This is a genomic window from Actinomadura spongiicola (genome assembly GCF_003432485.1).
Lineage (GTDB): Bacteria > Actinomycetota > Actinomycetes > Streptosporangiales > Streptosporangiaceae > Spirillospora > Spirillospora spongiicola.
In genome coordinates this window covers 375,698-392,606 of sequence record NZ_QVNQ01000004.1, presented here as the reverse complement: position 1 = coordinate 392,606, position 16,909 = coordinate 375,698, and the positions used below count along the sequence as shown (strand labels likewise).

Annotated in this window: 17 protein-coding genes; 11 read left to right on the top strand and 6 right to left on the bottom strand. The window is 71.6% G+C overall.

All coding sequences use genetic code 11. The annotated features are described in order from the left end of the window. The first annotated feature begins 62 nt into the window (after window positions 1-62). Together D0T12_RS14540 and D0T12_RS14535 are read left to right on the top strand one after the other, a co-directional pair. A complete protein-coding gene (locus D0T12_RS14540; protein WP_117400085.1) occupies window positions 63-1,442 on the top strand; it encodes a DNA recombination protein RmuC in 1,380 nt (459 codons plus the stop codon). Between the two features lie 80 nt (window positions 1,443-1,522). Beyond that, window positions 1,523-2,086, top strand: a complete 564-nt coding sequence (locus D0T12_RS14535; RefSeq protein ID WP_117400084.1) for a DUF6542 domain-containing protein — start codon at window positions 1,523-1,525, stop codon at window positions 2,084-2,086. Window positions 2,087-2,090: 4 nt separating this feature from the next. On the opposite strand, the gene D0T12_RS14530 is transcribed toward D0T12_RS14535, so the two are convergent. Next, window positions 2,091-3,056: a 4-hydroxy-3-methylbut-2-enyl diphosphate reductase gene (locus D0T12_RS14530; RefSeq protein WP_117400083.1), complete on the bottom strand. Its 966-nt coding sequence runs from the start codon at window positions 3,054-3,056 to the stop codon at window positions 2,091-2,093. A 251-nt stretch (window positions 3,057-3,307) separates the two neighbouring features. Here D0T12_RS14530 and D0T12_RS14525 point away from each other — a divergent pair, with 251 nt between their 5' ends. The 3 genes from D0T12_RS14525 to D0T12_RS14515 all read left to right on the top strand — a co-directional run bounded on the left by D0T12_RS14525 (window position 3,308) and on the right by D0T12_RS14515 (window position 5,694). Continuing rightward, window positions 3,308-4,066, top strand: coding sequence for a hypothetical protein (locus D0T12_RS14525; protein WP_117400082.1), 759 nt, complete (start codon window positions 3,308-3,310; stop codon window positions 4,064-4,066). Window positions 4,067-4,218: 152 nt separating this feature from the next. Beyond that, window positions 4,219-5,433, top strand: coding sequence for an exodeoxyribonuclease VII large subunit (gene xseA / locus D0T12_RS14520; protein ID WP_117400081.1), 1,215 nt, complete (start codon window positions 4,219-4,221; stop codon window positions 5,431-5,433). Between the two features lie 24 nt (window positions 5,434-5,457). Beyond that, a complete protein-coding gene (locus D0T12_RS14515) occupies window positions 5,458-5,694 on the top strand; it encodes an exodeoxyribonuclease VII small subunit (protein WP_117400440.1) in 237 nt (78 codons plus the stop codon). Between the two features lie 36 nt (window positions 5,695-5,730). Here the strand turns inward: D0T12_RS14515 and D0T12_RS14510 are convergent, their stop codons facing one another. Beyond that, window positions 5,731-6,471, bottom strand: coding sequence for a DUF4245 domain-containing protein (locus D0T12_RS14510; protein ID WP_117400080.1), 741 nt, complete (start codon window positions 6,469-6,471; stop codon window positions 5,731-5,733). 20 nt (window positions 6,472-6,491) lie between these two features. After that, entirely contained in the window at window positions 6,492-7,157 is a 666-nt protein-coding gene (locus D0T12_RS14505) for a TetR/AcrR family transcriptional regulator (protein ID WP_117400079.1), read from the bottom strand. A gap of 216 nt (window positions 7,158-7,373) precedes the next feature. Between D0T12_RS14505 and glpX the strand changes: the two genes are divergently transcribed. Further along, window positions 7,374-8,408: a class II fructose-bisphosphatase gene (gene glpX / locus D0T12_RS14500; protein WP_117400078.1), complete on the top strand. Its 1,035-nt coding sequence runs from the start codon at window positions 7,374-7,376 to the stop codon at window positions 8,406-8,408. 47 nt (window positions 8,409-8,455) lie between these two features. On the opposite strand, the gene D0T12_RS14495 is transcribed toward glpX, so the two are convergent. Then, complete coding sequence (locus tag D0T12_RS14495; RefSeq protein ID WP_233526059.1) at window positions 8,456-9,025, bottom strand: DUF1707 SHOCT-like domain-containing protein; 570 nt, start codon at window positions 9,023-9,025, stop codon at window positions 8,456-8,458. A 211-nt stretch (window positions 9,026-9,236) separates the two neighbouring features. Here D0T12_RS14495 and D0T12_RS14490 point away from each other — a divergent pair, with 211 nt between their 5' ends. Further along, window positions 9,237-10,139, top strand: coding sequence for an ABC transporter ATP-binding protein (locus D0T12_RS14490; RefSeq protein WP_199487485.1), 903 nt, complete (start codon window positions 9,237-9,239; stop codon window positions 10,137-10,139). Further along, window positions 10,136-10,951: an ABC transporter permease gene (locus D0T12_RS14485; protein WP_117400076.1), complete on the top strand. Its 816-nt coding sequence runs from the start codon at window positions 10,136-10,138 to the stop codon at window positions 10,949-10,951. Before D0T12_RS14490 ends, D0T12_RS14485 begins: the two co-directional genes overlap by 4 nt. Before the next feature lie 31 nt (window positions 10,952-10,982). Here D0T12_RS14485 and D0T12_RS14480 read toward each other — a convergent pair whose 3' ends face one another. Together D0T12_RS14480 and pdxR are read right to left on the bottom strand one after the other, a co-directional pair. Beyond that, window positions 10,983-11,213: a hypothetical protein gene (locus tag D0T12_RS14480; protein WP_117400075.1), complete on the bottom strand. Its 231-nt coding sequence runs from the start codon at window positions 11,211-11,213 to the stop codon at window positions 10,983-10,985. A gap of 28 nt (window positions 11,214-11,241) precedes the next feature. Then, on the bottom strand, window positions 11,242-12,699 hold the full coding sequence (gene pdxR, locus D0T12_RS14475) for a MocR-like pyridoxine biosynthesis transcription factor PdxR (protein WP_117400074.1): 1,458 nt from the start codon (window positions 12,697-12,699) through the stop codon (window positions 11,242-11,244). Between the two features lie 114 nt (window positions 12,700-12,813). Between pdxR and D0T12_RS14470 the strand changes: the two genes are divergently transcribed. From D0T12_RS14470 to D0T12_RS14460, 3 genes are all read left to right on the top strand, one after another. Then, entirely contained in the window at window positions 12,814-13,842 is a 1,029-nt protein-coding gene (locus D0T12_RS14470) for a DMT family transporter (protein ID WP_117400073.1), read from the top strand. 1 nt (window position 13,843) lies between these two features. After that, window positions 13,844-15,484 carry a fumarate hydratase gene (locus tag D0T12_RS14465; RefSeq protein ID WP_117400072.1) on the top strand — a complete coding sequence of 547 codons (1,641 nt, stop codon included), beginning with the start codon at window positions 13,844-13,846 and terminating at the stop codon, window positions 15,482-15,484. Between the two features lie 109 nt (window positions 15,485-15,593). Continuing rightward, a complete protein-coding gene (locus D0T12_RS14460) occupies window positions 15,594-16,847 on the top strand; it encodes a serine/threonine-protein kinase (RefSeq protein ID WP_158581500.1) in 1,254 nt (417 codons plus the stop codon). Window positions 16,848-16,909: the final 62 nt, after the last annotated feature.

The window sequence follows — 16,909 nt, the reverse complement described above, 5'->3', positions numbered from 1 at the left end:
GGACGCGGGGCCTCCCGGCGCGTCGCGGTCGTCGTTCGCGGCGGCGCTGTCACGATGAGGGAATGGACCTCGCGCTGTTCACCGGCCTCGTCGTCGGCGCCGTGTTCGGCGTCGTCGCCGGGTACGCGCTCGCGACCGGTCGGCAGGGCGGCCTGATCGCGCGGGCCAGGGCGGCCGAGGAGAAGCTCGCCTACGCCGAGGAGCGGATGGCCGGGCATTTCGAGAACCTGTCGGCGAAGGCGCTGGACGCCAGCAACCAGCGGTTCCTGGAACTGGCGGACGCGCGGCTCAAGGCCGCGGGCGTCGAGGCGGCCGGTGAGCTGCGGCGGCGGGAGCAGGCCGTCGAGCATCTCGTAGCGCCGTTGAAGGAGACCCTCGCCAAGGTGGAGGAGCAGCTCCGCGAGGTCGAGACGGGGCGCCGCGAATCGCACGCGATGCTGGCCAAGCAGGTCGACTTCGTCCGGCAGAGCTCCGACCAGCTGCGCCGCGAGACGCGGTCGCTCGTCCGGGCGCTGCAACGGCCGGAGGCACGCGGACGGTGGGGCGAGCTACAACTGCGCCGCGTCGTGGAACTCGCCGGGATGACGCACCACTGCGACTTCGACGAGCAGGCCGATGCCGTCACCGTCGACGGGAGGGTGCGCCCCGACATGGTGGTCCGGCTGGTGGGTGGCAAGAGCATCGTCGTCGACTCCAAGGTGTCGCTGGCCGCGTACCTTCAGGCCGCCGAGAGCGGCGATCCGGTGCGGCTGGACGCCCACGCCCGGCATCTGCGCGACCATGTCGACCGGCTGGCGGCGAAGTCGTACTGGCAGGCGTTCAGCCCCGCACCGGAGTTCGTCGTCCTGTTCATTCCGGGTGAGGCGTTCCTCGCGCCCGCGCTCGACCGCGACCCGGGCCTGCTGGAGTACGCGATGCGCCGCCGCGTGCACATCGCCACACCCACGACCCTCATCTCGATGCTGCGGACGGCGTCCTACGCCTGGCAACAGGCCGCCCTGTCACGGAACGCACGCGCGGTGTTCGATCTCGGCAAGGAACTGTACGAGCGCCTGGGAACGATGGGCCGGCATGTGGACGACCTGGGCCGCGCGCTGACCGGCGCCATCAAGTCCTACAACCGGACGGTCGGCACTCTCGAAACCCGCGTGCTGGTCAGCGCGCGCAGGCTCAACGAACTGGGCGTGGTCGACGAGGGCCTGGACGGGCCGGATCCCGTGGAGGAGAGCCCCCGCGCGCTCTCCGCCGCCGAACTGACCGCCCACGACGAACCGTTCTCCGCCCCTCCGGACGACCGACTCCACGACGACATCTCCAGCGACGACTCCGACGACATCACCGGCGGCGAGGATCATCCCCGGCCGCGCTCGGGAGCCGAGGCGATAGGTTTCGGCGGACGGCCCATCCCTGAGCAGAACGACCGGCGGAAGGGGTGGCGATGAGTTCCACGACGAGTTCTTCGAAGAGTCCTTCGACGGTACGCGACACGCCGGGCGGCGCGTCGTCGGCGCCAGGGGGTCAGGTGGCACGTGAACGCGGCGCCTCCGCGCGGACGCGGGCGGCGGCCTCCACGAGCGGCGCGACCAGTCTCACCGGACGCGGCGGCATCGTCGTCATGTTCGGCACCGGGGTGGTGTGCGGGCTGCTGTCGCGCTGGTTCGGGGTGCCGCTGCTCGCCGGCGCGGGCTTCGCGATCGGCTGCGCGCTCGCCGCGTTCGCGACCCGTCCCGCCGACCTGCTCACGCTCGTCGTCAGCCCGCCGGTGGTGTTCTTCGGCGCCACGTTCACGGTCGTCCTCGTCACCACGCTCGGCCACGGGTCGCTGCTGCGCGGCCTCACCGTGGGCGTGTTCACCGCGCTGGCGTCCACCGCGCCGTGGCTGTTCTTCGGTACGGCGCTGGTCGTGGTCATCTGCCTGGCCCGCGGGGTGAGGACGAACGTCAGGGAACTACGGGACAAGCTCGCCGGGGTTCGCCTCTTCGAGAAGGAGGAGAACGAGAACCCCGTCCGGTGGGACGAGTCGCCCGCCAAGTCGACCACCCGTTCCCACGCCCGGGAACGGCGCCGCCTCCACCAGAACGACTGACAGATCAGACCGGCGTGATGCGCAGGTCCTTGCGGAGTTCCTTCGGGAGCGAGAAGCGCATGTGCTCCGAAACGGACTCGATCTCCTCCGCCTCGCCGAACCCGCGCTCGTAAAGCCACGCCAGCACTTCCTGAACCAGCTCGTCCGGGACGGACGCGCCGCTGGTGACGCCGACGGTGGTGACACCCTCCAGCCAGGCGGGATCGATGTGCTCGGCGTAGTCGACCAGTCGAGCGTCGTCCGCGCCGTGCTCCTTGGCGACCTCGACGAGCCGCACGGAGTTGGACGAGTTCGTCGAGCCGACCACGATGACGAGGTCGGACCGGGCCGCCATCTCCTTCACCGCGACCTGCCGGTTCTGCGTGGCGTAGCAGATGTCGTCGGACGGCGGATCCGTCAGCTTGGGGAACCGTTCGCGCAGCTTCTCGACGGTGGCGACGGTCTCGTCGACCGACAGCGTGGTCTGCGACAGCCACGCGACCTTCTCCGGGTCGCGGACGGTGACGTTGACGACGTCGTCCGGGCCGTCCACCAGATGGATGTGGTCGGGCGCCTCGCCGGTGGTGCCGATGACCTCCTCGTGGCCCTCGTGCCCGATCAGCAGGATGTCGTAGCCCTGCGCGGCGAACCGCACGGCCTCCTTGTGGACCTTGGTGACCAGCGGGCACGTCGCGTCGATCGTGCGCAGGCCGAGGTTCTGGGCCTCCTCGTGCACGACGGGCGCGACACCGTGGGCGGAGAACACCACGATGGCGCCCTCGGGGACCTCCTCGGTCTCGTCCACGAAGATCGCGCCGCGTTCCTCCAGCGTCTTGACGACGTGGACGTTGTGGACGATCTGTTTCCGGACATAGATCGGCGCCCCGTACTTCTCCAGGGCGATCTCGACCGTCTGCACCGCACGGTCGACCCCCGCGCAGTAACCACGCGGCTTGGCGAGCAGGACACGGCGCTCGGTGTTGGCGGTCATGCGTCTATCGTACGAGTTGGCGGCGCGGGGGCCGCACGGCGGCGGTAGGGGCCCGCCGGACGGGGTGAGAGCCCGTCCCCGGTGGGGACGATCCCCTGGTGGGACGCGGTGTGATCCTTCGCACGCCGATTTTGGACAGATTTCCATTAACTCGGGGTGACCGTGATCGCACCCGTGGGGCAGAGTGACCAACGACGAGCGATGCCGCGTGACCGATCCGGTGTTCGATGCGGCAAGGAAGAGGAAAGACGATGACGAAATCGCCGCGCCGCCTCAAACAGCAGGTTCAGGACACGGTGGGCGAACAGGTCCGCGAGCTTCCGTTGCACGCCGTCCGGCTGGCCATGTTCGGTGTCGGCCGGGCGCTGCTGCTCGGCGACCGGGTGACCCGCGACTTCAAGGAGATCACCGAGGGCGGCGGTGTGAAGCCGGTGCTCGGACGGCTGCGCGACGACGTCCAGGGCACGGCCGAGAAGGTCGTGGGACGGGTGCTGGAACGCGTCCACGGCGAGGAGCCGGAGCCCGACACCGAGCCGAAGCCCGCGCCCGAGCCGGGGCCCGCGCGGCCGAAGCACGCGGGACCGTCGGCCGGTGAGGAGATCTCCATCGGCAAACCGGGCGGCGGGACACGGCACACGCCGAAGCACGCCCGTCCAGGGCCGCCGCCGAAGCCCGCGAAGCCCGGCGCTCTCGGTAGGCGCCACGCCGAGTCAAAGGGCAAGACCGAGGACCAGCCGAAGGACGAAGCCGCCCGGTCGAACGGCAAGGCGGAGTTCGAGCCGAGGCCGGAGAGCAAGCCCGCCGCGCCCGCCGAGGCGGAGCGCCTCGCGGAGAGCCTTCCGGTGCCCGACTACGACAACGCCACGCTGCCGCAGCTGCGCGCCCGCCTGCGCGGCCTGTCCGTCGACCAGGTGAAGCTGCTGCGCGAGTACGAGCGCAAGCACGCCGCCCGCGAGGACGTCATCCGCATGTACGAGCGCCGCATCGCAAAACTAAACGGCACGAGCTAATCACTCCGACCCGAACGGGAGCGAACCGGACGGGACGCAGCCGAGGGCCTGTTACGACGTGGCCTCAGCCCGCGCGAACGCGTGACCCGCTCGGTGCAGCGACGCCGAAGGCGAGCGAAGTGGGCCGAGCCTGCGATAATTAAGCTTCCTGTATGGCGATGGAGACCTCGGCGGAGTCACCCGTTCCGGTTCGGACGGTTCTGCAGGCGGTGAGCGGTTGGATCGGTCGGCTCGGGCGTATCTGGGTTGAGGGGCAGATCACCGACCTGAACGCCCGGGGCGGGACGGTCTACATGACGCTCCGCGATCCGGTGGCGAACATGTCGGTTCGGGTCGTCGGGCCCCGCGCCGTGTTCGAGGCGGCCGGACCGGCGGTGACGGACGGCGCCCGCGTCGTCGTCCACGCCAAGCCCGACTTCTGGATCAACCGCGGGACGTTCTCGCTCAGCGTCCTGGAGGTCCGGCCGGTCGGCGTCGGGGAGCTGCTGGCCCGGTTGGAGCGGCTCAAGCGGGTGCTGGCCGCCGAGGGGCTGTTCCGGCCCGAGCGCAAGCGGCCGCTTCCGTTCCTGCCCGGCAGGATCGGGCTGATCTGCGGCCGCGACTCCGACGCCGAGCACGACGTCCTGCAGAACGCGCGGCGGCGATGGCCCGCGGTGGCGTTCCGGGTCGAGAACACCGCGGTGCAGGGCCCGTACGCGGTCGGTGAGGTGATGGAGGCGCTCCGCGCGCTGGACGCCGACCCGGACATCGACGTGATCGTCATCGCGCGGGGCGGGGGCGCGATGGAGGATCTGCTGCCGTTCTCGGACGAGGCGCTCGTCCGCGCGGTGTCCGCGGCCCGCACCCCCGTCGTCAGCGCCATCGGGCACGAGCAGGACTCCCCCATCCTGGACCTGGTCGCGGACGTGCGGGCCTCCACCCCGACCGACGCGGCGAAGAAGACGGTCCCGGACGTGCGGGAGCAGCTCCAGCTCGTCCGGCAGCTGCGCGACCGGGGACGGCGCTGCCTGGCGGGCGGTCTGGAGCGGGAGGAGGCGTGGCTGCGCTCGATCCGGTCACGGCCGGCGCTGGCGGACCCGGTGCGGGAGATCGAACGGCAGTCCGAGCAGGTCATGGCGCTGCGCGACCGGTCGAGGCGCTGCCTGTCCGGCGCGCTGGACCGGGCCGGGGACCAGCTGGCCCACACCCGCGCCCGGCTGTTGACCCTCTCCCCCGCCGCGACGCTCGAACGCGGGTACGCGATCGTCCAGCGGGAGGACGCGTCGGTCGTGCGGGAGTCGTCGGCGGTGCGGGACGGCGAGCGGCTCCAGGTGCGGCTGGCGTCGGGCCGTCTCGGCGTGACGGTCGCGGAACGCGCGGACTCGTGACGGGAGAACCGTAGGGTGGGGCAGGTGGCGGACGAGAAGGGGACGGCGGACAAGCCGTCGTACGAGCAGGCACGCGACGAACTGGCGGACGTCGTCAAGCGGCTGGAGGCGGGCGGGCTGACGCTGGAGGAGTCGCTCGGCCTGTGGGAGCGGGGCGAGAGGCTCGCCGCGATCTGCGAGGAGTGGCTGGAGGGCGCGCGGGCCCGGCTGGCCGCCGCGCTCGAACGGCCGGGGAACGGCGACACGGCCGCGCCCTTCTGATCACACCGTTCTTCGGTCGGGTCGCGCGCCCGCCGCTCAGGACCCCGGGGCGGGGGTCGCCGTGGGCGTCAGCCCGGCGCCGTTCTTGCTCTGCGGCTTCAGGGACGCGGCCAGGATCGCCAGCTCCTCGTAGGACGCCGTGCCGGTCACCACGATGCTCACGCCGTCCGGCAAGGTCCGGGCGAGGGAGTTCGCCTTCTTGTCCTTGCGGTGGTACTTCGCCCAGGCGACGCCGTTGACCTGGTGCGTTCCGGTCGGCTTGCTGCTGTTGGCCATGCGCGGGATGTACTCGGACGCCTTCTCGTCGCTCTGCTCCAGGGCCGCGTACTCGTCGTTCGGCGTCACGAAGCCCAGATGCCAGGCGATGGGCTTCTTCTTGTCCGCGTCGTCCAGGCCGTGGACGCGGGAGCTGGTGGGGCGCCACCGGGCGGGGAGCCCCTCGGGCGCGTGCACGGTGAAGGGCGCGTCGTTGCGCATCACCCACAGCTGCGAGCCGTAGTCGACGGTCGGCAGGACCTCCTCGTCACTGCGCGGCGTGATGGCGTAGATCACCAGCACGAGCAGCAGGCAGGCGCCCATCGCCATGGCGAAGCCGCCGAGCCCGGTGGTCAGCCGCTTGTGCGTGCCCGGACTCACCTGGATCACGGGCCGCCCGCCGGGAGCACCCTCGGGGACGTCCCCGGGGGCGTCCTCACGAGCGGCCTCGGTGGCGTCCTCGGGGGCGTCCGCGTGCTGTGCCTCCGTCTCCGGGACGGAGGACTGCCTCTTGTCGGTCACCTCTCCAGGATCCCGTACGGTCAGCCGTGCCCCGTACGGGGGTTCCTGATCGTGCCGAGAATGGCCACGATCTCGTCGGCGAGCCTGCGGGCGGCGTCCTCGTCGTCCATCAGCGAGACCTCCGACACCGCCCCCGCCATCGCGCCGGTCAGCACCATGACCAGGGCCTCGTCGACGCCGCCGTCGGCGGTGTTGAACAGCGCGGCGTTGCGGCGCGCCCAGGTGCCGAGCCGCTGCCGCATCACGCGGTCGAAGCCGGGCGGGCCGTCGCCGGAGATGAACAGCCGGGCGACGTCGCGCTCCTTGATGCAGCCGTCGAAGTAGGCGGTGGCACCGGCGAGGAACTGCTGCATCGGGTCGGTCACGCCCGCCTCCCGCACGGCGTTGATCGCCTGGCGGGTCCGCACCTGCTGACCGTTCTGGAAGTTCTCGTACAGCGTCAGGTACAGGTCGGCCTTACCGCTGAAGTGGTGGTACAGGCTGCCGACGCTCGCGCCCGCCTTCGCGACGATGTCGGTCACCGCCGCCTGGGCGAAACCCGACTCGCAGAAGACGTCCCTCGCCGCGGCGAGCAGGGCGCCGCGGGTGGCCGCCCCGCGGTCGGAACTGCGCGCGGGAACGTCGGCGGGCCCCGCGCCGTCGGAGCGGGTCACCCCACCGGGCGGGACGTCGATATGGCTGCTCATGGTGCCTGAGATTACGCCCTCTCCCAGGGGGAAACATCCCTTCCCCGTGCGGCCGTCACTTCCGGCTTCACCGTCGCGGCTACCTGAACGCTCCATCCGTGCCGGTACGACCAGTGACCCGCTGGTCTGGTCCAATTTGTTGCAGGGCGTCCGGTCCACGGAGAATCCGAGTTCACAACAGAACGTGTTCACCACCCACAAGGGGGCCGCGCCGTCATGACCGATGAGAGCACCGTTACCTCCCCGCTCACCACCGAGCCCGCGGCCCCGGACCGCAACCTGGCGATGGAGCTGGTACGGGTGACCGAGGCCGCCGCCATGGCCGCGGCCCGCTGGGTCGGCCGCGGGGACAAGAACGGCGCCGACGGTGCCGCGGTCAACGCGATGCGCCAGCTGATCAACACCGTGTCCATGCGGGGCGTCGTCGTGATCGGCGAGGGCGAGAAGGACAACGCGCCGATGCTCTACAACGGCGAGGAGGTCGGGGACGGCTCCGGCGCCGAGTGCGACGTCGCCGTCGACCCGGTGGACGGGACGCGGCTGACCGCGCTCGGCATGAACAACGCGATCGCGGTGCTGTCGGTGGCGCCGCGCGGGTCGATGTTCGACCCGTCCGCCGTGTTCTACATGGAGAAGCTCGTGACGGGCCCGGAGGCCGCCGACGCCGTCGACATCGAACGTCCGATCGCCGACAACATCCGCGCGATCGCCCGCGCCAAGGGCTCCTCGCCCCACGACGTGACCGTCTGCATCCTGGACCGTCCCCGGCACGAGGGCATCGTCAAGGAGGTCCGCGAGGCGGGCGCGCGGATCAAGTTCATCATGGACGGCGACGTGGCCGGAGCGATCATGGCGTGCCGTCCGCACACGGGCGTCGACCTGCTGCTCGGCATAGGCGGCACGCCCGAGGGCATCATCGCGGCGTGCGCGATCAAGGCGCTGGGCGGGGTGGTCCAGGGCCGGCTGTGGCCACGGGACGAGGAGGAGCGGCGCAAGGCGATCGACGCGGGTCACGATCTCGGCCGGGTGCTGACCACCGACGACCTGGTGACCTCGGACGACGTGTTCTTCGCCGCGACCGGCATCACCGACGGCGAGCTGGTCGACGGCGTCCGCTACCGCAAGGGCACGGCCGTCACGAACTCGCTCGTCATGCGCTCCCGCAGCGGGACCATCCGGATGATCTCCAGCGAGCACCAGCTCGGCAAGCTGCGCGCCTACAGCTCCATCAACTTCGACACCGCGGTGTAGCGGACGGCCGCGGACGCACCCCGTCCGCGGCCCCACCTCTGTCGGTCCTATCTCTTCCGGCCCAGGCGGCCACGGACGCGGGCGCGCAGCGTGCGCCGCGGCGCCTGGGCCCGGATCGAGCCGAAGATCATGGTGCCGCCGACCTCGATGGTCGGGCCGTCGGTGACGGGCCGGTCACGCAGATCGCGGGCGGTGAGGATGGTGCGCCCGGTGACGTCGACGCGGACGCCCTCGGGCACGAGCAGCCGGATCCGGCCGCCGAGGACCATCGACTCGACCACGATGTGGCGGCGCTGGAGGACGGCCTCGCGCAGGTCCAGTTCGACCGTCCCGAACAGGGCGAGCAGGGGAAGCCTCACGGGGACGACCCAGCGCCCGTCCCGCCGGGTGCGGCCGAAGAGGACCGACACGGGACGGTCGTCCACGAGGATCGGCTGGGACTCCTCCGGGCCGAGATCGCCGGTGAGGCCGGTGAGCTCGCCCAGGGTGCGGGCGGCGTAGGCGCGGGAGACCCGGTCGGCGTGCTCGTCGGGGGTGAGCCGCCCGTCCGCGACCGCCTCGCCGAGGACGGCGACGACGCGCTCCCGGTCGGCGTCGGACGCGCGCAGGTCGCGCACGCTCGTCACCTTCCCGGGCTTACGGGCGGCCGGGCGCGGTTCGCGATCTCGCGGGGGGACGTCCACAGCACGAGGTTAACCGGCCCGGCCCGGCACACCGCGAGAAAACGAGTGGGGCTTCGCCGACCAGACTCCCTAATGTGAGGGGATGACCGTGCAACGTGCACAAACCACGGCTGATCAGGAGGATTCCTCCGGGTCGCCCGAGGAGATGGCCATCAGGCTGCGCGGCGTGGTGAAGCGCTTCGGGGACTTCACCGCTGTGAACGGGCTGAATCTGGACGTCCCCCCGGGGATCTGCCTGGGGCTGCTCGGGCCGAACGGCGCCGGTAAGTCGACCACGATGAAGATGCTGACCGCACAGGCGATCGCCACCGCGGGCAGCATCCACGTGCTCGGCTTCCGCGTCCCGGAGGAGTCCAAGCGCGCACGGGCCGCGATGGGGGTCGTCCCGCAGCAGGACAACCTGGACGAGGAGCTGACCGCCCGCGAGAACCTGGAGGTGTTCGCGCACCTGTACCGGGTGCCGCGCCGGGCCCGGCGGCAGGCCGTGGACGACGCGCTGGCCCTCGCGCACCTGACCGAGCGGCAGCTGACCAAGGTGGACGACCTGTCCGGCGGCATGCGGCGGCGGCTGCTGATCGCCCGCGGCCTGGTGCACCGTCCCGCGCTGGTGCTGCTGGACGAGCCGACCGTCGGCCTCGACCCGCAGGTCCGCGCCGAGCTGTGGGGGCTGATCGACGGGCTGCGCGCGGGCGGCACGACCGTGCTGATGTCCACGCACTACATCGAGGAGGCCGAACGGCTCGCGGACGAGTGCGCGCTGATGTCGCACGGCCGCGTCATCGCCCGCGGCTCACCGTCGAGCCTGGTGGCCGAGTACGCGGGCGACCAGGTCGTCGAGCACTACGGACCGCCCGACCGGCTGACGGAGGTGGAGCGGCTCGCTCAGGCGGCGGGGCTGCCCACGCGCCGCACCGGCCCGTCGGTGTCGGTGCTGAGGGCCGAGACCATTCCGCCTTCGCTGGCGGACGACCTGGGCCCGGACGGCGTCCGCCGCGCCGCCAGCCTGGAGGACGTGTTCGTGGTACTCACCGGGGAGCTTGTGGAATGAGCACGACTGGAGAGTCGGCGGTACGGCCCGAGCGGGCGCCTCGGCTTCGGCGGTTCGAGTTCGCGCCCGTGCGGGGCATCTGGCGGCACGAGCTGGCCCTCTACAAGCGCTACTACAGGTCGCAGTCGTTCGCCTCGATGGTGGAGCCGACGTTCTTCCTGCTGGCGTTCGGCTACGGGTTCGGCTCGATGGTCGCGGTGGTCGGCGACTACCGGTACCTCGACTTCGTCGCGACGGGCGTCGTCGGCACGGCCGCGCTGTTCACGTCCGTGTTCCCGGGGATGTTCAACGGCTACATCCGGCGGGTGTTCCAGCACACCTACGACGCGATGCTCGCGGCACCCGTGGACGTCCACGAACTGGTGACGGCCGAGGCCCTGTGGATCGCGGCGAAGTCGGCGGTGTACTCGTGCACACCGATCGTGGTGGGGATGTTCTTCGGTCTCGATCCGGCGTTCGGGATGCTGCTGGTGCCGTTCGTGACGTTCTTCACCGCGCTCGGCTTCGGCCTGTTCGGGATGTGGACGTCCTCGGTGGTGCCGTCGATCAACTCGTTCGACTATGTGATCACCGGGGTGGTGACGCCGCTGTTCCTCATCGCCGGGACGTTCTTCCCCATCGACTCGCTGCCCGGGTGGGCACAGAACGTCGCCTACCTCAACCCGCTGTACCACTGCGTGGAACTGGTCCGCGACGCGGTCTTCGGCCTGGATCCGCTGGCGGATCTCGGGCACCTGGCCGGACTCGTGGTGTTCGCGGCGCTGATGTGGCTCATCGCCGTCCGGGGAATGCGTAAGCGTCTCATCGGCTGAGGGTACGGGCTCATGGGGCGCGCCGGCCGGTTCAGCTGATCTCCAGCGCCCGGACGGCGCGGTCGCCCTCCGCCAGGGCCTGTTCGGGCGTCAGGTCCCGCAGGGCGCGGCTCAGCGCCACCTCGGCGGCGTCGGCGGCGGCCCGGAGGGTCACGGCGTGTTCCTGTGCCCTTTCGAGGTCGCCCAGGCCGACGCAGTCGAAGGCGACCTGCGCGTCGTGGCCCGCCATTCTCAGTTGCCTCGCGGCCTCTTCCAAACTCATGGATCACTCCTACCTCGGGGATGTCGTTCTACCCCTCAGCACCGGGAGTAACCGCCTGACCGAGCAGTCGCGCGGCGTTGACCAGCCGCTGCTCGGACAGACTCGCGTAGCCGAGGACGAGTGCGGGCGGGGCGGCGGCGGCGCGTCCGAGCGACCACATGGGACGGGCGGCGGCGACGGACACCCCGGCGCGGGCGGCGCGGTCCACCACCTCGTCCTCGTCGCAGCCCTCGGGAAGCTCCACGTACAGGTGGATGCCCGCTGAGACGCCGTGAACCACCGCGCCGGGCAGGTGGACGCGCAGCGCCTCGGCCAGCGCGTCCCGCCGGGCCCGGTACCGCCGCCGCATCGTGCGCAGATGCCGGTCGTACCCGCCGCTCCGGAGGAACTCGGCGAGCGCGTACTGCTCCAGGACGGGCGCGCCGAGGTCGGTGGTGCCGCGATGCTCGCGCAGCCGTTCGGCGACGGCCGGGGGCGCGACCGCCCAGCCGAGGCGGAGGGCGGGCGCGAGGGACTTGCTCACCGAGCCGAGCAGGACGACGCGGGCCGGGTCGACGCCCTGGAGGCAGCCGACGGGCTCGCGGTCGTAGCGGAACTCGGCGTCGTAGTCGTCCTCCAGGATCAGGCCGTCGACGTCCCGGGCCCAGGCGATCAGCTGGGCGCGGCGGCGCGCGGACAGCACGACACCGGTCGGGTACTGGTGCGCGGGGGTGACGAGGACGGCCCGCGCCCCGGTGCGGGCGAGGGCGGCGACGTCCAGGCCGTCCGCGTCGACGGGCACGCGGACGACGCGCAGGCCGGAGGCGTCCAGCATCGGCAGCTGCCGGTCGCTGGTCGGGTCCTCGACGGCGAGGACGGGATGGCCGTCGGCGCGCAGCGTGCGCAGCAGCGCGGACAGCGCGTGCGCCACCCCGTTCATGATCACGACGCGGTCGGCGTCGGCGTGGGCGGCGCGGACCCGGCCGAGGTAGCCGGCGAGTTCGGCGCGCAGGGCGGGGATGCCGGCGGGGTCGGGGTAGGTCAGCGCGTCGTGCGGGAGCGTGCGCAGCGCGGCGCGGGCGGCGGCGATCCAGCGTTCGCGCGGGAAGGCCGACAGGTCCGGTCTGCTCGGCCACAGGTCGTACGGGAGCGAGGCGTCCGGCCGGGGGTCGCGGGCCGGGCGCGACCCGCCGCCCGCCGTACCGCCCGCCGCACCGCGCGGGGTGTCGGGGGGCGCGCCGGCGGGACGGCGGTCGGGGCGGGCCAGCGGGGCTATGCGGGTGCCGTCGCCGCGCCGCGCGACCAGGAATCCCTCGGCGGTCAGCTGCTCGTAGGCGGCGACGACGACGCCGCGGGAGACGTCCAGATCGCGGGCGAGGTCGCGGCTCGACGGCAGTCGCGTGCCGGCGGTCAGCCGTCCGGCGCGCACGGCCGCGCGGAAGCCCGCCGCGATCTGCGCCGCGAGGCGACCGGCGGACCGGTCGAGCGGGAGATGAAGGTCGGTCACATGACTCTCAGCGTCAAGAGGGAGTGCGAACGTCACGCAGCGTCCATTGGCCCATTCTCATTGGCCTTGATTGGCACTGTCAGGTGGGCCAAGCGGACTTCTAGCGTTCCGTTCATGAACTCCTCCCCTCAGCGCGGCATGATCGGTGCCGGGTCCGCGATGTTCCTGGTCGGGTCGCTGACCGCCGTGTCGGCGACCATCGCCGACTATCCGGTCTTCGGCGGCCAGGCGGCGCGGTACACGGTCGCGGCCCTGGTGCTGCTGGCCGTGGTCCGGTTCACCGGTCGCCCGGCCGGTCGCTCGGCGCGACGTGCGGGCACGTCCCACCCGGCCCCGACGCGTCCCTCCCTTCGGGACTGGCTGCTGCTCGCGGCCCTGGCGAGCACGGGCCTGGTCGCGTTCAACGTCTGCATCGTCGCCGCCACGCGGGACACGAGCCCGGCCACGATCGGCACGGTGATCGCGACGGTCCCGATCGTGCTGGCGTTGATCGGCCCGCTGATGGACGGACGGCGCCCCGCCCCGATGCTCGTGCTGGCGGCGTGCGTGGTGGCGTCCGGGGCCGCGCTCGCCAACGGGCTCGGCAGCGGCAGCGTCCGCGGCCTGCTGCTCTCGCTGGGCGCGCTGGCCGGGGAGGTGTGCTTCTCGCTGCTGGCGGTGCCGCTGCTGCCGCGCCTCGGCCCGCTGCGCGTCTCGGCCTACTCGACCGCCCTCGCCGCGCCGATGCTGCTGCTCGTGGGCCTCGCCGTGGACGGGACGGGCGTCCTGCGCACCCCCACGGCCGGTGAGCTGGCTGGCTTCACGTACCTGTCGGTGTTCGTCACCACCATCGCGTTCCTGCTCTGGTACGGCTCGATCGGACGCCTCGGCGCCGACCGCGCCGGACTGTTCGCCGGCCTGATCCCGGTCAGCGCGGTGATCACGACGGTGGTGCTCGGCATCGACCGGCCGAGCCTCGCCGACCTGACCGGCGCCGCGCTGGTCGCGGCGGGCGTCGTCGTCGGTCTGCGCGCCCGGACCGCCCCCCGCGATCCCGCCCCCACCGAACCCGGTTCTGTTGGCCCCGCCCCTGCCGAACCCGTCCCGGCCGAACCCGTAACCTGTGAGACGACCCCCATCGGAATCGCGCGAGGATCTTCCTGAGATGCCTGAGTTCTCCTACACCGACCTGCTGCCGCTCGGCCCGGACGACACCGACTACCGGCTGCTCACCGCGGACGGCGTCTCCACCTTCGAGGCGAACGGGCGGACGTTCCTCCAGGTCGACCCGGAGGCTCTGCGGTTGCTGACCGAGACCGCGATGCGCGACATCTCGCACCTGCTGCGTCCGGCGCACCTGGCGCAGCTCCGCCGGATCCTGGACGACCCGGAGGCGTCCCCCAACGACCGGTTCGTGGCGCTGGACCTGCTGAAGAACGCGGGGATCTCCTCCGGCGGCGTCCTGCCGATGTGCCAGGACACCGGCACCGCGATCGTGATGGGGAAGCGCGGCCAGCATGTCCTGACCGACGGGAACGACGAGGAGCACATCTCCCGCGGCGTGTACGACGCGTACACGAAGCTGAACCTGCGCTACTCGCAGATGGCGCCGGTGACGATGTGGGACGAGAAGAACACCGGCACGAACCTGCCCGCGCAGATCGAGCTGTACGCGGCGCCCGGGGAGGCGTACAAGTTCCTGTTCATGGCCAAGGGCGGCGGCAGCGCGAACAAGTCGTTCCTGTACCAGGAGACCAAGGCCGTCCTGAACCCGAAGCGGATGATGTCCTTCCTGGAGGAGAAGATCCGTTCGCTCGGCACGGCCGCGTGCCCGCCCTACCACCTGGCGATCGTCGTCGGCGGCACGTCCGCCGAGTACGCGCTGAAGACCGCCAAGTACGCCTCCGCCCACTACCTGGACGCGCTGCCGAGCGAGGGCTCGCCGCTCGGGCACGGCTTCCGCGACCTGGAACTGGAGCTCCAGGTGTTCGAGCTGACGCGCAGGCTCGGCATCGGCGCGCAGTTCGGCGGCAAGTACTTCTGCCACGACGTCCGGGTGATCCGGCTGCCCCGGCACGGCGCGTCCTGCCCGGTGGCGATCGCGGTGTCGTGCAGCGCCGACCGGCAGGCCCTCGCCAAGATCACCGCGGAGGGCGTGTTCCTGGAGCGGCTGGAGACCGACCCGGCGCAGTACCTCCCCGACACGACCGACGAGCACCTGGACGACGAGGTCGTCCGGATCGACCTGAACCGTCCGATGGACGAGATCCGCGCCGAGCTGACCCGGTACCCGGTGAAGACGCGGCTGTCGCTGACCGGGCCGCTCGTCGTGGCCCGCGACATCGCGCACGCCAAGATCAAGGAACGGCTGGACGCGGGCGAGCCGATGCCGCAGTACCTGCGCGACCACGCCGTCTACTACGCGGGTCCGGCCAAGACCCCGGAGGGTTACGCGTCCGGGTCGTTCGGCCCGACCACGGCCGGTCGGATGGACTCCTACGTCGAGCAGTTCCAGGCCGCCGGGGGCTCGCTGGTCATGCTGGCCAAGGGCAACCGGTCCAAGCAGGTCACCGACGCGTGCAAGGAGCACGGCGGCTTCTACCTCGGCTCGATCGGCGGGCCCGCCGCCCGGCTCGCCCAGGACTGCATCAAGAAGGTGGAGGTCCTGGAGTACCCGGAGCTCGGCATGGAGGCGGTCTGGAAGATCGAGGTCGAGGACTTCCCCGCGTTCATCGTGGTGGACGACAAGGGCGAGGACTTCTTCGCCGACACCACCGGACCCGTGCTCACCATCGGCCGCCGCTGATGCCCGTTCCGGAGGTTTCTTGCCGGAAGGCCACATTACTGGCCCGAAATCCACATTGGTCATGCGTTCTCCCGGATGTCCACCGGGCCACTCCGGTATCTTTTCCGCCATGTCACAGTCAGAGCGCCTCGTTCTAGCGACGCGCTACCGGCTGGTCTCGGAAATAGGCAAGGGTGCCAACGGCATCGTGTGGAGAGGGCACGACGAGCTTCTGGATCGCTCCGTCGCGATCAAGGAGCTGCGGGTCCCCGAGAACCTCTCCGAGGACGACCGGGTGGTCTTCTACCGCCGCACCCTCCGGGAGGCGCGTGCGCCGGCGCAGTTGCGCACGCACTCCATCGTCGAGGTGTACGACGTCGTCATCGAGCAGGGCCGTCCCTGGATCGTGATGGAGATGATCGAGGCGCCGAGCCTCGAACAGCTCATCGAGCGATCAGGGCCGATGTCGCCCGAACGCGTCGCGCACATCGGCCGCGCGCTGCTGGACGCGCTCAGCACCGCGCACAAGGCCGGGATCGTGCACCGCGACCTCAAACCGAGCAACGTGATCCTGGACGGCGACCGCGTCGTCCTCACCGACTTCGGCCTGGCCTACTCCTCCGGCTCGGCCAGCCTGACGAAGACGGGTCACTTCATGGGCTCGCCCGCGTACGTGGCGCCCGAGGTGGCCGCCGGTGAGCGGGCGACGCCGCGGTCCGACCTGTGGTCGCTCGGCGCGACGCTGTTCGCCGCGCTGGAGGGCCATCCGCCGTTCGAACGCGAGAACGTCATGGCGACGCTCAGCGCGCTCGCCAACGAGTCGCCTCCCGCCCCGCAGAACGCGGGCGAGCTCACCCCCGTGATCGTCGGGTTGCTGGAGAAGAACCCGACCCGCCGGCTCAGCCACGCCCGCGCGGTCGACCGGCTCGACCGGGTGCTCACCGGTCCCCGGTCCGCGCGCCGCGCGCAGACGCCCCGGTACCGGGTGATGGTCGTGATCGGGCTGCTCGGCGCGACCGTCGCGTCCTGCGGGATCGGCGCCGCCGCCCTCATCATGGGCATGACGCGGCAGAGTTCGGGACCGACCCCGACCGAGGCGTCGTCCAGCCCGGCGGGCGACGCGCAGGAGATTCCGCCGGGGGTCGCGGACAGCACGCTGACCATCCGCGCCCGCAACTCCGTCTGCAAGGTCTTCGTGTCGGTCCCGGACGGCGCCGTGCTCAGCGACGAGACCCTGCGGGAGGGCGAGGCCCGCCGGTACGACCAGCCGCGCCTCAACGCGGTCATCTACGACGCGTCCGCCTGCGACATCTGGGTCAACGGGCGCCGCAAACCCCTCGGCACCCCCGGCGAACGCAAGAACTACACGCTCACGAAGGAGTGACGCACCCCACCTCGGGGAATGCGGGAGCCACCCACCTGGCTGCCATGTATGGCGGTCGAGGA

Excerpts from the sequence above, each read along its gene's own strand:
- D0T12_RS14490 (WP_199487485.1), top strand. The coding sequence starts at position 9,237 with ATGGCCATCAGGCTGCGCGGCGTGGTGAAGCGCTTCGGGGACTTCACC.
- glpX (WP_117400078.1), top strand. The coding sequence starts at position 7,374 with ATGACCGATGAGAGCACCGTTACCTCCCCGCTCACCACCGAGCCCGCG.
- D0T12_RS14540 (WP_117400085.1), top strand. The coding sequence starts at position 63 with ATGGACCTCGCGCTGTTCACCGGCCTCGTCGTCGGCGCCGTGTTCGGC.
- D0T12_RS14480 (WP_117400075.1), bottom strand. The coding sequence starts at position 11,213 with ATGAGTTTGGAAGAGGCCGCGAGGCAACTGAGAATGGCGGGCCACGAC.
- D0T12_RS14470 (WP_117400073.1), top strand. The coding sequence starts at position 12,814 with ATGAACTCCTCCCCTCAGCGCGGCATGATCGGTGCCGGGTCCGCGATG.
- D0T12_RS14465 (WP_117400072.1), top strand. The coding sequence starts at position 13,844 with ATGCCTGAGTTCTCCTACACCGACCTGCTGCCGCTCGGCCCGGACGAC.
- D0T12_RS14505 (WP_117400079.1), bottom strand. The coding sequence starts at position 7,157 with ATGAGCAGCCATATCGACGTCCCGCCCGGTGGGGTGACCCGCTCCGAC.
- xseA (WP_117400081.1), top strand. The coding sequence starts at position 4,219 with ATGGCGATGGAGACCTCGGCGGAGTCACCCGTTCCGGTTCGGACGGTT.
- D0T12_RS14485 (WP_117400076.1), top strand. The coding sequence starts at position 10,136 with ATGAGCACGACTGGAGAGTCGGCGGTACGGCCCGAGCGGGCGCCTCGG.
- D0T12_RS14530 (WP_117400083.1), bottom strand. The coding sequence starts at position 3,056 with ATGACCGCCAACACCGAGCGCCGTGTCCTGCTCGCCAAGCCGCGTGGT.
- D0T12_RS14525 (WP_117400082.1), top strand. The coding sequence starts at position 3,308 with ATGACGAAATCGCCGCGCCGCCTCAAACAGCAGGTTCAGGACACGGTG.
- D0T12_RS14460 (WP_158581500.1), top strand. The coding sequence starts at position 15,594 with ATGTCACAGTCAGAGCGCCTCGTTCTAGCGACGCGCTACCGGCTGGTC.